A 14,995-nucleotide genomic window follows, 5' to 3' on the forward strand; every position below is an offset into this window, starting at 1 on the left:
AACTGCACATGACACATAGCCCGCGCGGGCGTCAGGCGCAGCAGGACCGGCGCGTACGTCCCGAGGGTGACCGACACATAAGGAGTGCGCGGTGACACCGGAGAAGACGAATCGCGATCAGCGCCCCAAGGAACGCGGCGAGCGCGCCGGCCGACGGGTCGACGAGCTCGGCAGCCTCGACGTGTGGGCCCGGTCGGCCCCGATCCGCCTCGCGGGCTACGAGGAAGACCTCGCGGAGCCCCACATCCTGCCCAGCGTCGACTGAACCGGACGCGGACCCCTCAGCGACCACCGAGCATGGGCGTGCCACACTCGCACCCATGCTGATCAGGCAAGCAACGGCCGACGACTGGCCTCGCATCTGGCCCTTCTGGCACCGCATCGTCGCCGCGGGCGAGACCTACGCCTGGGACCCGGGAACCTCCGAGGAGGAGGCCCGGGTCCTCTGGATGAACCCCGCGAAGCGCGTCTACGTCGTCGAGGACGACCGCGGCTCGGTCGTCGCCTCCGCCTACCTCACCCCCAACTACGGCGGCCCGGCGGCCGCCATCGCCAACGCCGGCTTCATGGTCGACCCCGCCCGGGGCGGCCGGGGCTACGGCAGGGCTCTCGCCGAGCACCTGCTGAGCGAGGCCCACGCCGCCGGTTACCGGGGCATGGTGTTCAACGCCGTCGTCGAGACCAACCCCGCCGTGCAGCTGTGGACCTCTCTCGGGTTCACGATCCTCGGCACCGTGCCCGAGGCGTTCGACCACCCCCGGCACGGCCGGGTGGGCCTGCACATCATGTACCGGGCCCTGTAGAGCGGAGCGGAACCGCTCAAGAGAGCCGAACTGCCTCGGCAGGCATCACCGGGTGAGGTCCCGGACGGTCGTCAGGGACGGGCGTAGGGCCGGGTCATGATCTCCATGTTGTGGCCGTCCGGGTCGTCGAAGTAGGCGCCGCGACCGCCGAAGAGGTCGTTGACCCGCCCGGGCTCGGTGTGGCGCGGATCGGCGTAGTACGTCACGCCGAGCGCCTCCAGGCGGGCGATCATCGCGTCGAACTGCTCGTCCGGCACGAGGAAGGCGTAGTGCTGGGGCTGGATAGGCTCGTCGCGCTTCTCGTAGTAGTCGAGGGTCACGCCGTTGCCCAGGTCGACCGGGAGGAACGGGCCGAAGGGGGCGGCGACCTTCAGGCCCAGCACCGTCGCCAGGAACTCGGCCGACAACTGACGGTCGGAGGCGTAGACGACGGTGTGGTCGAGGCGGGCGACGGCCGTCGGCAGGTCGGGGGTGTGTTCTGCGAGGGACATGAGGGATGTGTCTCCGGTTCACTGGTGGTCAGGACGCGCCAGAAGAGGCGCGGGACGGGGGAACGCGAAGACGGAAGGCGGGGCTCGCGCCCGCTCCGGCTCTCGGCCGGGGCCGGGCGGGGTCACCCCCGCCGCCCTCATACCGAGGCCGGGCGCCTCACTCGTGCATGGCCTACGGCCGACCCGGCAGTCACGCGGCCGACCCTAGCCGACGGGCGCCGTGCGCCGCCATGGATTTCCGGCCTCCAACTGCCCCGCCACGGCCAGGAGCAGGTCCTCCGTGCCGGGGCGTCCCACCAGCTGCACGGCGCAGGGGGCGCCGGAGGGCAGGGTGCCGCAGGGGACGGCCATGGCGGGCCAGCCGGTGAGGTTCCATGGGGGCGTCAGCGGCGAGTAGTTGGTGTTGACCAGCAGGTTGCTCAGCCAGCCCCGCTCGTGCCAGGGCCCGGCCTTCGGGGAGCGGCGGGCGAGGGCGGGGGTGAGCAGCACGTCGTACTCGGCGAAGAACGGCTCCAGCCGGTGGCGCAGCTGCTCCCGGGCCGTCCCCGCGCCGGCCGCGCTCACGAAGGGCCGGCCGAGGCGCGCGTGCACGCGGGTGCGTCGCGTGAGCAGTCGCGGGTCGAGGGGCCGGGCGTCGGCCGCGGTGCCCGCCGTCCAGTGCATGAGGGAGGTGGCCGCGAGGGAGAGCGGGTAGGGCGGATCGGCGCGCCGGACCTGGTGGCCCGCCCGCATGAGCAGCCCCGCCGCGTCCCGCGTGGCGGCCGCGTACGGGCGGCCGATGGTGACGCCGGCCAGCGGACTGCGCAGGGACAGCGCGACCTTGAGGGCGCCGGGGGCGGACGGGGGCGCGGGCTCGGTGCCGGCGAGGACCGCGAGCATCAGGCGGGCGTCCTCGACGGTCGTGGCGAGCGGCCCGTTCTCCGACATGCCGAACCAGTCGCTGTCCCCGGCCCCGGTCGGCACCACCCCGCGGCCCGGCTTGATCGTGACCAGGCCGCAGTTGGCCGCCGGTATGCGCAGGGAGCCCATACCGTCGTTGCCGAGGGCGATCGGCACCATGCCGGCCGCGACGGCGGTGGCGCTGCCGCCGGAGGAACCGCCCGCCGAACGGGCCGGGTCCCACGGGTTGCGGGCGGTGCCCAGCACGCCGTCGGTCGTGCCGAAGACGCACAGTTCGGGCACGTTCGTCAGGCCCACGACGACGGCGCCCGCGGCCCGCAGCCGGGCCACCGTCACATGGTCCCGCGCGGCCGGTGTGTCGGGTGTGGCGGCCGAGCCGACGCGGCGGGACTCGCCGCGCACGGCGAGGTTGTCCTTGACGGCCACGGGCACCCCGGCCAGGGGCAGTTCGGCCAGGTCGCCGCGCGCGGCCACCTCGTCGGCCTCGGCCAGGGCCCGCTCGGCCCGCACCAGCCGGAACGCGCCCAGCCGGCCGTCGAGCCGCCGGATCCGTTCGAGGTGCTCGGCGACCACCTCCCGGGGCGTGACCCGCTTCTCGCGGACGGCGGCGGATATCTCGGCGGCGGTGCGGCCGGCCCAGCTGGTCACAGAGGCTCCTCGGGAGAACGGGGGAGACGGGCTACCGGTCAGTACGTCAGGGAGAACTGTGCACCGGCCGGGGGCGCACGTCGAGATCGCCAGCCGTTCCGCACGCCGGCGCACGCGGTCAGGGATGCCTTGGGAGGGGGCCCGCGGTGCTCGGCGCGAGGCCTGTGATGACCGGGGGCGAGGCCTGTGATGACCGGCGGCGAGGCCTGCGGGGACCGGGGGCGGGGCCCGCAGGGCCCCGGCGCGGGGGCTGCGGGCTCAGCGCAGATGGCGCTCGAAGAAGGCCTCGGTGACGTCCATTTCGGCCGCCCACCGCGGCCCGAAGGTGTGGCCCTCACCGGCGACGGCCCGCAACTCGACGTCCTTGCCCGCCTTCTGGAACGTCCGGGCGGCCTCCCGTGACCAGGCCAGGGGACAGGTGTCGTCGGCGGTGCCGTGCTGGATCAGCAGGGGCTCGGTCAGGCGGTCGGCGTAGGTGAGGGGCGAGACGCCACGCCAGAACTCCGGGTCCTCCTCGGGCGTGCCGTGCTTCTCCTCGATCTCCGTCACGATCGGGTCGCCGTCGGGCCGCTGGAAGTGGTCGATGTTCTCCTGCGGGCGGGCACTCACCGGCGCGTAGGCGACGGCCGCGTCGAACAGACCGGGCGCCACGACCAGCGTGTTGTACACGACCCCGCCTCCCATGGACCGGCCGAACAGGCCGATCCGGTCGCCGTCGATCTCCGGCCGCCCGGAGTCGCGCAGGGCCAGGGCGGCGCCGATGACGTCCTCGGTGTAGCCGAGGCGCAGGTTCACGTCGTTGTCGGGATCGTCGTCGGAACGGGCGTGGTTGCGGTAGTCGGTGTGCAGGACGACGTAACCGCTGCGGGCCAGGCGGTCCTGCTCGCGCGGCATGCCCTGGCCGCTGAAGTAGACGTCCGGGTCGATGTAGCCGTGCGCCAGCACCAGGGCGGGGAACGGGCCCTTGCCCACGGGGATGTTCATGATCCCCGAGACGGTCAGGCCGTTCGCCTCGTACGTGACGGCGTAGCGGGTGTAGGCGGAGGTGCGGTCGAGCACGTCGCCCAGGCGCAGGCCGGAGCCCGTGTGCTCGCGCCGCATCAGGGCCGGGAGGGAGACGGGGTCGACCGGGGCGGGGGAGGGGGAACTGCTGCGCGGGCTCGGTGCCTCGGCCGCCCTCGTCGTCGCCGGGCCGGTCTCGGGCGTGCTGCCGCCGTCGCCGCCGGTGCAGGCGGTGGCGACCGCCAGCAGCAGTCCGGCGGCGGCACAGGCCGTGCCCCGTAGACGCATACCCCCCCATTGTGACTCCGCCGGGTCCCACCGGGCAGGGCTCGTCCGGGCACCCGCACAGGTCCGGCCGGCCCGGCGCCGAGCCAGACGGAAGACGGACACCCAGTGGGACCTGCCCCGCCCTAGGACCTGCCCCGCACCGGCCCCGTGCTGTCCCTCTCGATCAGCGCCGGCACCGGCACCCGCACCGTGCGCGCCGGGCCGCCGTCCAGCAGGGCGGTCAGTTCCCGGGCGGCCGTGCGGCCGAACTCGACGCTGTCCCGGGAGAGCGCGGACAGCCACGGCTTGACCAGGCGGCACAGGGCGGAATCCTCCCAGGCCACCACCGACACGTCGGCCGGCACCGAGAAGCCCAGCTCCGCCGCCGCGGCCACCCCGGCGACGGCCATCACGTCGTTGTCGTAGATCAGGGCCGTCGGGGCGCCGGGCCCGTCCAGCACCCGGCGGGTGACGGCCGCGCCCGCCGCGTCCGAGTAGTCGGTCGGCACCGACTGCACCTCGGACAGGCCCCGCCGCTCCGCCTCCGCGCGCAGGGTGCGGATCCGGCGCTCGGTGTGGGCCAGCCCGGGCAGCCCGGCGATGTGCGCGATCCGGCGGTGGCCGAGCGTGTACAGCCCGTCCACCAGGGCCGCCATCGCGCCCGCGTCGTCCGCCCACACCGTCGACAGCCGGGGGTGCCGTCCGTCCGGGGCGCCTCCGATCACCACGGCGGGCAGCCCCAGTTCGTCCAGGAGGCCGGGCCGGGGGTCGTCGGTGCGCGGGTCGACCACCAGCACGCCGTCCACCCGGTGTTCGGCCCACCACCGCCGGTACACCGCGCACTCGTCGTCGATGTCCTCGGCGATCTGGAACAGCAGGCCGAGGTGCCGCTCGGCCAGCACCTCCTGGATGCCGGAGACGAGTTGCAGGAAGAACGAGTCCACGCCCAGCGTCCCCGCCGGGCGGGCCAGCACGAAGCCGACCGTCGCCGCGCCCTCCCCGGACAGGGCGCGCGCGGCCGTACTGGGCCGCCAGCCCAGTTGCTCGGCGACCCGGCGCACCCGGTCCCGGGTGACCTCGGAGACCCCGGGCCGGCCGTTGAGCGCGAACGACACCGCGCTCTCGGAGACACCGGCCCGCCGGGCGATGTCCTTCATCGTCGGCCGCCGCGCCGGCGAACGCTTTTCCGGCACGCCTGCCCTCCCCGTCGTCAGTCGATGCACACTAATGCGCTTGAGTGACCCGACTCTAAAGCGCATTAGTGATCGGGTGCAAGAAGATGGAGCAAACCAATCTGACCTGCGGTGATGTGCAGCTAAAGACTTTAGCTGAGCGGAATCCATTGACTTTCACGAAGAGAACGATGCAAGGTCTGGCCCGGCGTCATTCCCGCCGCCCTCCCGCCCCCCCCGTTTCCCAAGGAGCCGGTCACCGTGCGCATCTCCCGCAGAGCCTTCGCCGCCGCTGCCGTCGCTGTCCTTCTGCCCCTCAGTGCCTGTGGTTCCGGGGGCGAGCAAGGTGGCTCCGGTGACGCCTCCGGCAAGGTCGAAGGCGACATCACGTTCCAGACCTGGAACCTGCGCGCCAACTTCAAGCCGTACTTCGAGGGCCTGATCGCCGAGTTCGAGAAGAAGTACCCGGGCACCGACGTGAAGTGGGTCGACCAGCCCGCCGAGGGCTACGCCGACAAGATCAGCGCCGACGCCGCCGGCGGCACCCTGCCCGACGTCGTCAACGTCTCCCCGGACCTGGTCGCCCCGCTCGCCAAGGCCGGTCTCGCCCTGGACCTGGACAAGGCCGCCCCGCAGTACCGCAAGGAGTACCTGCCCGGCGCCTGGGACGGCCACCGGATACCGGGCATGACCGGCACCTACGCCTTCCCCTGGTACCTCAACACCGGCCCTCTCTTCTACAACAAGACGCTGTTCCGGCAGGCCGGGCTCGACCCGGAGAAGCCCCCGAGGACGTACGGCGAACTCTTCTCGGCGGCCCTGCAGCTCGCGGAGAAGAGCGACGGCAAGGTCGCCACCCTCGCCAACGTGCCCACCATCGAGGACTTCGGGCGCTACGGCGTCCCGCTGATGAACAAGGAGGGCACCGCCTTCACCTTCGACGACGCCAAGGGCGTCGAACTCCTCACCGAGTACAAGAAGCTGTACGACGCGAAGGCCCTGGACCCGCAGGCGCTCACCGCCACCCCCGAGTCCTCCGGCAAGAAGTTCCTCACCGGGGCCGTCGCCATGAACCCCGGCAGCGCCCTCGACCTAGGCAACTTCAAGAAGCAGGCGCCGAGCCTGTACAAGAACATCGGCATCACCGACCAGATCACCAGCACCGGCCACGTCAACATGTACGTGATGGGCGTGATGGTGAACTCCCAGTCGAAGCGCAAGCCCGCCGCGGTCGCCTTCGCGCACTTCGTCACGGACGCGGCGCACCAGATGTCCTTCGCCAAGAAGGTCGCCATCTTCCCCAGCACCGCCGGCTCCCTCGACGACCCGTACTTCACCAAGGAGGACGGCACCGACGAGACCCGGGTCCGGGTCGCCGCCGCCAAGTCCCTGAAGACGGCCGTCAATTACACGCCGGTGCTGTTCAGCGAGCAGATGAAGATCGCGCTGCGCAACGAGGTCGCCAAGGCGCTGCAGGGCAAGCAGAGCCCGAAGGAAGCTCTCGACAACGCTGTCAAGGAGTGCGACCGGCTTCTGAAGCAGCAGGGCTGACGCACCATGGCTCTCTCCGGCACCTCCCGGGTGCGGCGCCAACTGCCGACCAGCCCCTGGCTGTTCGCCGCCCCCGGCCTGCTCGTCATCAGCGCGTTCGTGCTGTACCCGTTCGTCTCCACGGTGGTGAACTCCTTCACCGACCGCCGCACCCTGATCCCCGGGCGGTTCGTGGGGCTCGCCAACTTCCGCGAGCTGCTGCACGACGACATGTTCTGGACCGGCCTGCGCAACAGCACGCTCTACGTCCTCGGAGTCGTCCCGCTCCTCGTCGTCCTGCCGCTGCTGCTCGCCCTGCTGGTGCAGAAGAACATCCCCGGCATCGCCTTCTTCCGGTCCGCCTTCTACACCCCGGTCGTCGCCTCGATCGTCGTGGTCGGACTGATCTGGGTGTGGCTGCTCGACGAGCGCGGGCTGGTCAACTCCCTGCTGGAGACGGTCGGGGTGGGCCGCGTCGGCTTCCTCAGCGACCAATGGCTGCTCCTGCTCAGCGCCATGGCCGTGACGGTGTGGAAGGGCCTCGGCTACTACATGATCATCTATCTCGCGGCGCTCGGGAACGTGCCGCGCGAACTGCACGAGGCCGCCGCCGTCGACGGAGCGGGCGCGGTGCGCCGCTTCCTCACCGTCACCGTGCCCGCCGTCCGCTCCACCATGGTCCTGGTCGGCGCGCTCTCCTCGGTCGCCGCGTTCAAGGTGTTCTCCGAGGTGTACCTGCTGGCGGGCCCGAGCGGCGGACCGGCCGGCGAGGACACCACCCTGGTCATGCTCGTGCAGCGCACGGGCACCGGCCTGAGCGGCCGCGTCGGCTACGCCTCCGCCCTCTCCGTCGTCGTCTTCGTCGTCACCGTCGCCCTGATGCTGCTCGTGCTGCGCGCGGACCGGAAGGAGGACGCGTGAGCGTTCTGGAGAAGACCCGGGCTCCCGAGCAGCCGCCGCGCGCGGCGCGCGAGCCGCGGATCACCGACGAGCACGGCCGCCGCGTCCGGGTGTGGGAACTCGCCCTGCGCTACGTCCTGCTGCTCGCCGTCCTCGCCCTCACCATCGGCCCGTTCCTGTGGCAGCTGTCCACCTCCCTCAAGGGCCCCACCGAGGACATCTACAGCTCCCCGCCGACGTTCCTGCCGGGCGATCCGACCCTGCACAACTACGCGCGGGTCGCCGACACCATCCCCGTGTGGGACTACGCCCTCAACTCCCTGAAGGTCGCCACCGCCAACGTCGTCACCAACTGCGTCGGCGCGGCCCTCGCCGGCTACGCCCTGGCCCGGCTGCGCTACCGGGGCCGCCGCGCCGCCACCCTGGCCTTCATCCTCGCCATGCTCGTGCCGGTCGAGGGCATCATCATCGCCCAGTTCACCACCATGCGGGACCTCGGCCTGAACAACACCCTGATCGGCGTGGTCCTGCCCGGCTGCATCGGCGCCATGAACGTGCTGCTGATGCGCAACGCCTTCCTCAACCTGCCCTACGAGATCGAGGAAGCGGCCTTCGTCGACGGCGCCAACGTCTGGCAGCGGTTCCTGCGCATCGCCCTGCCGTCGGTGAAGGGCACCCTCGCGGTCGTGGCGATCTTCGCCTTCATGGGCGCCTGGGACGACTTCCTGTGGCCGCTGATCGTGCTGAGCGACCCCTCCAAGTTCACCCTCACCATCGGCCTCAACTACCTGCACGGCACCTTCGCCAACGACGAACGGCTCGTCGCCGCCGGCACGATCATCGCCGTCGCGCCGCTGATCGCCCTCTTCGCCTGCCTCCAGCGGTACTTCTTCCGCGGTGTCGGCGAGGGCGCCGTCAAGGGCTGACCCCGCCGACCCCGTACCTCCGTCACAAGGACCCGCATGCCTCCTGCCGTGCGCTTCGGCGTCAACTACACCCCCAGCGAAGGGTGGTTCCACCACTGGCTCGACTTCGACCTGGACTCCGTGCGCGCCGACCTCGACTCGATCGCCGCGCTCGGCCTGGACCACGTCCGGGTCTTCCCGCTGTGGCCCTACTTCCAGCCCAACCGCACCCTGATCCGGCCCCGGGCCGTCGAGCAGCTCGTCGCGCTGGCCGACGCCGCCGCCGAGCGGGGCCTCGACGTCAACGTGGACGGTCTGCAAGGGCACTTGAGCAGCTTCGACTTCCTGCCCGCCTGGACCCGCACCTGGCACCGGCGCAACCTGTTCACCGACTCTGACGTGCTCGACGGCCAGGCGAACCTGCTGCGCACCCTGGCCGCCGCCCTCGCCGACCGGCCCAACTTCATCGGCATGACCCTCGGCAACGAGGTCAACCAGTTCTCCGCCGGGCCCCACCCCGACCCCGACCGCGCCACACCCGACGAGATCGAGGCCTGGCTCTCCCGGATGCTCGCCGCCTGCGAGGAGGGCGCCCCAGGCCGGCTGCACCTGCACGCCGAGTACGACGCGACCTGGTACCAGGACGACCAGCCGTTCACCCCGGGCCAGGCCGCCCGGCACGGCGCCGTCACCGCCGTGCACTCCTGGGTCTTCAACGGCACCGCCCAGCGCTACGGCCGCGCCTCCGTGCCCAGCGAGCACCACGCGGCCTGGCTGGTGGAGCTGAGCAAGGCCTGGGCCGGTGACCCGCACCGGCCGGTCTGGCTCCAGGAGGTCGGCGCCCCGGCACCCCTGGTACCGCCCGAGCACGCCGCCGCCTTCACCGAGGCGACCGTCGCGAACGCCCTGGACTGCCCGGACCTGTGGGGCATCACCTGGTGGTGCTCCCACGACGTGTCGCGCAGCCTGGCCGACTTCCCCGAGCTGGAGTACGGGCTCGGCCTGCTGACCAACGACCGCAAGCCCAAGGACACCGCCCTGGTGCTGGAACGGGCGGCGCGCGGTCCCTCGTCCACCCCGGCGGCGCGCAGGACCGCGCTCGTCGTGCCCGCCGACCCGGCGGCCCGTTCGCGGTGCGCCCCGGGCGGGCCCGTCTTCGAGGCCTTCTTCCGGCTGGTCGCCGACGGGGCCCGGCCCACCGCCGTCCTCGACAGCCGGGCCGCCGACCGGGAGCACCTGGCCGCGCGCGGCATCACCGAGACCGTCACCGCCGACCAGGTCCTCGAAGGAGGCACCCGCTCGTGAAACCGACCCGACGCACCGTCCTGCTCGCCGGCGCCGCGGCCGCCCTCGTCCCCTCCCCGCCCGCGACGGCGGCCCCGAGGGCCGCGGCGGCGACCCGGCCGTACGCGTCCTACTGGTACCCGGACTCCCTTCCCTCGGGCAGCCCCGGCCCCGGCATCACCTGGCGCAGCCTGAAGTCCTGGCGTGCCGAGACCGACCCGGACCTCGCCTTCAACGCCTCGTCCGTGCCGCTGACCGCCCGCTTCACCCCGGCCCCCGCCAACGCCACCGCCCGCGCCGGGCAGGCCCGCATCCAGTCGCTGGTCTCCTTCGGCCCCACCGCGGGCAACCCCTCCCAGGGATCGGCCACCGCCGACTACTACGCGCTCACCCACTGGGCCTACATCGACGAACTGGTCTTCTGGGGCGGCTCGTCGGGCGAGGGGCTGATCCTCGCGCCGAACGCGCCGATCGTGGACGCCGCCCACCGGCACGGCGTGCCCGTCCTCGGCAATGTCTTCCTGCCGCCCGTCGCCTACGGGGGCCAACTGCGCTGGACCCGCGACCTGGTGCAGAGGGACGCCGCCGGCCGTCACCCGCTCGCCGAACGGCTGGTCGCGGTCGCCGAGGCCCACGGCTTCGACGGCTGGTTCGTCAACGCCGAGACCGGGGGAGGCGACACCGCCCTCGGCGCCGACATGCTGAGCTTCCTGCGGGAGCTGAAGTCCCGCGCGGCGGCCAAGGGACAGCGCGTCACCTGGTACGACGCCATGACCGTGAACGGCACGGTCAGCTGGCAGGGCGCGCTCAACGGCCAGAACGAGCCGTTCTTCCGGACCTCCGACGACATGTTCGTCGACTTCCGCTGGTCCGCGAACAGCCTGGTCTCCTCGGCGAGCCGGGCCGAACAACTGGGCCGCAGCCGCTATGAGTTGTGGGCCGGCGTCGACGTCGAGGCAGCCGGCTGGAACTCCACCGTGCGCTGGGACGCCATCGTGCCGGCGGACCGGGCGCACATCGCCTCGATCGGCCTCTACCGGCCCGAGTGGACCCGCAACCACCTGCCCGCCGACCAGCGGGGACCGGCCGCCTTCCACGCCGCCGACGACCGGTTCTGGACCGGCCGCTCCCTCGACCCGTCCCGGCCGGACGGCACGGACCCCTGGCGCGCGCCCGCCGTGTCGGTCGCCGACCGCTCGACGGTCACCTCGGTGCCGTTCGCCAGCACGTTCAACACCGGGCACGGGCTGCGCTGGTACGAGGACGGCAAGGTCACCTCCGACGCGCCCTGGAACCACCTCGGGCTGCAGGACCGGCTGCCGTCCCGGCGCTGGGCCGTGCACACCGAGGGCAGCCGCCCGGCCGTGACCTTCGACTTCGAGGACGCGTGGCGGGGCGGGAGCAGTGTCCTGGTCGACGGCGTGCTGTCCGCACCGGCCCTCGTCGAGCTGTACGCGACCCGGCTGCCGCTCACCGCGGACACGGTCGTCGAACTGACCCACCGGACCGACTCCGGCCCGGTCCGGGTCGAGCTGGCCGTCGCCACCGCCGAACCGGGCACGCCCGGCGGGACACCGCCGTACACGTACTACCCCGTGACCTCGGGCGGCACCTGGAGGACCACGGCCGTCCGGCTCACCGGCCTGACCGGGACCGTCCGGGCGATCGGCGTCCGGCTGACCGCGGCCGACGGCACGCCCGTGCGCTGGCGGCTCGGCGGCCTGGCCGTCCGCACGGCGACCCGGACCCCGGCCGCTCCGTCCGGCCTGCGGGTGAGCGCCGCGTCCGGCGGCGATCTGCGCCTCGTCTGGAACCCGGCCCCGGGCGAGGTGCGGCAGTACACCCTGCACCGGGTCCTGCCCGACGGCACCCGCCGCTTCCTCGGCGGCACCTGCCAGCGGGCGTACTTCGCCTCCGGCCTGAAGCCCGAACAGGGCGAGCGAGCCGCGCGGTTCGAACTACGCGCCGTGGGGGAGCTCTACACCTCGTCGGCACCCGTGACCCTGACCCACCCCTGGTAACCACCCCCTCTAGGGAGCACCCCGCATGCATGACGACCGCAGCCTGGTCGAAGCCCGCCTCAAGCGCGTCCTCGACGAGCGTGTCCGCCCCGCCGTGTACCCCGAGTCCGTGCCGCTGGAGGTGGCCGTCTGGCACGCTCCCGGCGAGCCCGTCCCGGTCGCCGAGGGCCTCGCGGCCGAGCCCGCGCCGATCGAGGTGGGCGCCCGGTGGGGTGCTCCCTGGGGCACCAGCTGGTTCCGCGTGTCCGGCACCGTTCCCGAGGCCTGGGCGGGCCGGACCGTCGAGGCGATCCTGGACCTCGGCTTCGACGAGAACATGCCCGGCTTCCAGTGCGAGGGCCTGGTCTACCGGCCCGACGGCACCCCGGTGAAGGGCCTCAACCCGCGCAACCAGTGGGTCCGCGTCGCCGCCCCCGCCGAGGGCGGCGAGCAGGTGCGGCTGCACATCGAGGCCGCCTCCAATCCCGTCATCCTCGACTACCACCCCTTCCTGCCCACACAGCTCGGCGACAAGGAGACCGCGGGCAGCGATCCGCAGTACACCCTGACCCGCATGGACCTCGCCGTCTTCGACCAGACGGTGTGGCAGCTCGTGATCGACCTGGAGGTGCTCGGCGAGCTGATGGCCGAGCTGCCGGTGGAGTCGGCGCGCCGCTGGGACATCCTGCGGGCGGTCGACAAGGCGCTCGACGCGCTGGACCTCCAGGACGTCAACGGAACGGCGGACCGGGCCCGTTCACGCCTCACCGAGGTCCTGGCCACGCCCGCCGCGCCCTCCGCCCACCGCATCAGCGCCGTCGGGCACGCGCACATCGACTCGGCGTGGCTGTGGCCGCTGCGCGAGACCGTGCGCAAGGTGGCGCGGACGACCTCCAACATGACCGCGCTGCTCGACGACGAGCCGGAGTTCGTCTTCGCCATGTCGCAGGCCCAGCAGTGGGCGTGGGTGCGCGACCACCGGCCCGAGGTGTGGGCCCGGGTGAAGAAGGCCGTGGCCGACGGGCGGTTCGTGCCGGCCGGCGGCATGTGGGTGGAGTCGGACACCAACATGCCCGGCTCGGAGGCGATGGCCCGGCAGTTCGTGCACGGCAAGCGGTTCTTCCTCGACGAGTTCGGCATCGAGAACGACGAGGCCTGGCTGCCCGACACCTTCGGTTTCGCCGCCGGCCTGCCGCAGATCATCAAGGCCGCCGGCTCCAAGTACCTGCTGACACAGAAGATCTCCTGGAGCCAGACGAACAAGTTCCCGCACCACACCTTCCAGTGGGAGGGCATCGACGGCACGCGGATCTTCACCCACTTCCCGCCCGTCGACACCTACAACTGCTCCATGAAGGGCAGCGAGATCGCCCACGCGGCCCGCAACTTCAAGGACAAGGGCGTCGCCCGGCACTCCCTGGCCCCCACCGGCTGGGGCGACGGAGGCGGCGGCACCACCCGCGAGATGGTCGCCAAGGCGGCCCGGCTGCGCGACCTGGAGGGGTCGGCGACGGTGACGTGGGAGACGCCGCGGGAGTTCTTCGAGAAGGCCGCGGCCGAGTATCCCGAACCGCCGGTGTGGGTCGGCGAGCTGTACCTCGAACTGCACCGCGCCACCCTCACCAGCCAGGCCAAGACCAAGCAGGGCAACCGCCGCAGCGAGCACCTGCTGCGGGAGGCCGAACTGTGGGCCGCCACGGCGGCGGTGCGCACCGGGTTCCCCTACCCGTACGAGGACCTGGACCGCATCTGGAAGACGGTGCTGCTGCACCAGTTCCACGACATCCTGCCCGGCTCGTCCATCGCCTGGGTGCACCGCGAGGCCCGCCGCACCTACGAGCGCGTCGCCGAGGAGCTGACCGGGATCGTCGAGGCCGCGCAGCGCGCCCTGGCCGGCGAGGGCGACACCCCGCTCGTCTTCAACGCCGCCCCGCACGCCCGCGCCGGGATCCCGGCCGGTGGCGCGCGCACCCCGGCCGAGCCGGACCGCCCCGCCCGGTCGGACCGGTCCGGCGGGGGGTACGTCCTGGACAACGGCCTGCTCCGGGTGGAGATCGACGCCCGCGGGCTGGTCGTGTCCGCGTACGACATCGAGGCCGACCGCGAGACCGTCGCCCCCGGCCGGGCCGCGAACCTGCTCCAGCTGCACCCCGACTTCCCGAACATGTGGGACGCCTGGGACGTCGACGCGTTCTACCGCAACACGGTCACCGACCTGACCGACGCCGACGAGGTCGTCCCGGACGGCGACGGGGTGCGGATCGTGCGGTCCTTCGGCTCCTCCCGCGTCACCCAGCTGCTCTCGCTCGCGCCGGGGGAGCGGCGGCTGACCCTCGATACGGAGGTCGACTGGCACGAGACGGAGAAGTTCCTCAAGCTCGCCTTCCCGCTCGACGTGCACGCCGAACGGTACGCGTCCGAAACCCAGTTCGGCCACTTCCACCGGCCCACCCACACCAACACCTCCTGGGAGGCGGCCAAGTTCGAGGCGTGCAACCACCGCTTCGTGCACCTGGCCGAACCCGGCTGGGGCGTCGCGGTCGTCAACGACTCGACCTACGGCCACGACGTGACGCGCACGGTCCGCACCGACGGCGACGGCGGCACGACCACCACCGTGCGCGTCTCCCTGCTGCGCGCCCCGCGCTTCCCCGACCCGGAGACCGACCAGGGCGTCCACCGCTTCCGGCACGCGCTGGTGCCCGGCGCCGGCATCGAGGACGCCGTGCGCGAGGGCTGGCGGATCAACCTGCCGGAACGGCGGCTGACCGGAGGCGGCGCGGTGGCGCCGCTGGTGACGTGCGACCAGGACGCGGTGGTGGTCACGGCCGTCAAGCTGGCCGACGACGGCAGCGGGGACGTGGTCGTCCGGTTCCACGAGGCGTTCGGCGGGCGGGCGCGTGCCACGCTCACCGCCGGCTTCGAGGTGGCGGACGTCGCGGTCACGGACCTGCTGGAACGCCCGCTGGCCGACGCGCCGGCACCGCGCGCGGAGGGCGGCCGGATCGCGCTGCGGCTCCGCCCGTTCGAGCTCATGACGCTCCGGCTGCGGCGCGCCTGAGCGAGGGTGGGAGACGCAGGTCACATCCGTGC

The 14,995-nt window shown here is 72.7% G+C and carries 12 protein-coding genes; 8 read left to right on the forward strand and 4 right to left on the reverse strand.

Annotation, left to right across the window (positions count from 1 at the left end; translation table 11 throughout):
- Nucleotides 1-91 precede the first annotated feature (91 nt).
- Entirely contained in the window at nucleotides 92-265 is a 174-nt protein-coding gene (locus tag CHR28_RS37140; RefSeq protein ID WP_102913158.1) for a hypothetical protein, read from the forward strand.
- Between the two features lie 55 nt (nucleotides 266-320).
- The gene (locus CHR28_RS10025) at nucleotides 321-803 is read left to right on the forward strand and encodes a GNAT family N-acetyltransferase (RefSeq protein ID WP_094053180.1); all 483 of its coding nucleotides are present in this window, start codon (nucleotides 321-323) and stop codon (nucleotides 801-803) included.
- A gap of 71 nt (nucleotides 804-874) precedes the next feature.
- On the opposite strand, the gene CHR28_RS10030 is transcribed toward CHR28_RS10025, so the two are convergent.
- The 4 genes from CHR28_RS10030 to CHR28_RS10045 form a co-directional block, all read right to left on the reverse strand.
- A complete protein-coding gene (locus tag CHR28_RS10030) occupies nucleotides 875-1,294 on the reverse strand; it encodes a VOC family protein (protein WP_094053181.1) in 420 nt (139 codons plus the stop codon).
- 204 nt (nucleotides 1,295-1,498) lie between these two features.
- A complete protein-coding gene (locus CHR28_RS10035; RefSeq protein ID WP_094053182.1) occupies nucleotides 1,499-2,842 on the reverse strand; it encodes an amidase in 1,344 nt (447 codons plus the stop codon).
- 258 nt (nucleotides 2,843-3,100) lie between these two features.
- Nucleotides 3,101-4,132: an alpha/beta hydrolase family protein gene (locus CHR28_RS10040; RefSeq protein WP_094053183.1), complete on the reverse strand. Its 1,032-nt coding sequence runs from the start codon at nucleotides 4,130-4,132 to the stop codon at nucleotides 3,101-3,103.
- A 122-nt stretch (nucleotides 4,133-4,254) separates the two neighbouring features.
- The gene (locus CHR28_RS10045) at nucleotides 4,255-5,304 is read right to left on the reverse strand and encodes a LacI family DNA-binding transcriptional regulator (RefSeq protein ID WP_094053184.1); all 1,050 of its coding nucleotides are present in this window, start codon (nucleotides 5,302-5,304) and stop codon (nucleotides 4,255-4,257) included.
- A gap of 240 nt (nucleotides 5,305-5,544) precedes the next feature.
- Here CHR28_RS10045 and CHR28_RS10050 point away from each other — a divergent pair, with 240 nt between their 5' ends.
- The 6 genes from CHR28_RS10050 to CHR28_RS10075 are packed head-to-tail and all read left to right on the forward strand — an operon-like array spanning nucleotide 5,545 to nucleotide 14,963.
- A complete protein-coding gene (locus CHR28_RS10050; protein WP_094053185.1) occupies nucleotides 5,545-6,834 on the forward strand; it encodes an ABC transporter substrate-binding protein in 1,290 nt (429 codons plus the stop codon).
- A gap of 6 nt (nucleotides 6,835-6,840) precedes the next feature.
- Nucleotides 6,841-7,734, forward strand: coding sequence for a carbohydrate ABC transporter permease (locus tag CHR28_RS10055; RefSeq protein WP_094053186.1), 894 nt, complete (start codon nucleotides 6,841-6,843; stop codon nucleotides 7,732-7,734).
- Complete coding sequence (locus CHR28_RS10060; RefSeq protein ID WP_094053187.1) at nucleotides 7,731-8,639, forward strand: carbohydrate ABC transporter permease; 909 nt, start codon at nucleotides 7,731-7,733, stop codon at nucleotides 8,637-8,639. The genes CHR28_RS10055 and CHR28_RS10060 overlap by 4 nt, the downstream gene beginning before the upstream one ends.
- A gap of 36 nt (nucleotides 8,640-8,675) precedes the next feature.
- A complete protein-coding gene (locus CHR28_RS10065; protein ID WP_094053188.1) occupies nucleotides 8,676-9,923 on the forward strand; it encodes a glycoside hydrolase 5 family protein in 1,248 nt (415 codons plus the stop codon).
- Nucleotides 9,920-11,923, forward strand: coding sequence for an endo-beta-N-acetylglucosaminidase (locus tag CHR28_RS10070; RefSeq protein WP_094053189.1), 2,004 nt, complete (start codon nucleotides 9,920-9,922; stop codon nucleotides 11,921-11,923). The genes CHR28_RS10065 and CHR28_RS10070 overlap by 4 nt, the downstream gene beginning before the upstream one ends.
- Nucleotides 11,924-11,948: 25 nt before the next feature.
- Entirely contained in the window at nucleotides 11,949-14,963 is a 3,015-nt protein-coding gene (locus tag CHR28_RS10075; RefSeq protein ID WP_094053190.1) for an alpha-mannosidase, read from the forward strand.
- The last annotated feature ends 32 nt before the right edge of the window (nucleotides 14,964-14,995 follow it).

The organism is Streptomyces sp. XY006, from assembly GCF_002237655.1.
Classification (GTDB): Bacteria; Actinomycetota; Actinomycetes; order Streptomycetales; family Streptomycetaceae; genus Streptomyces; species Streptomyces levis.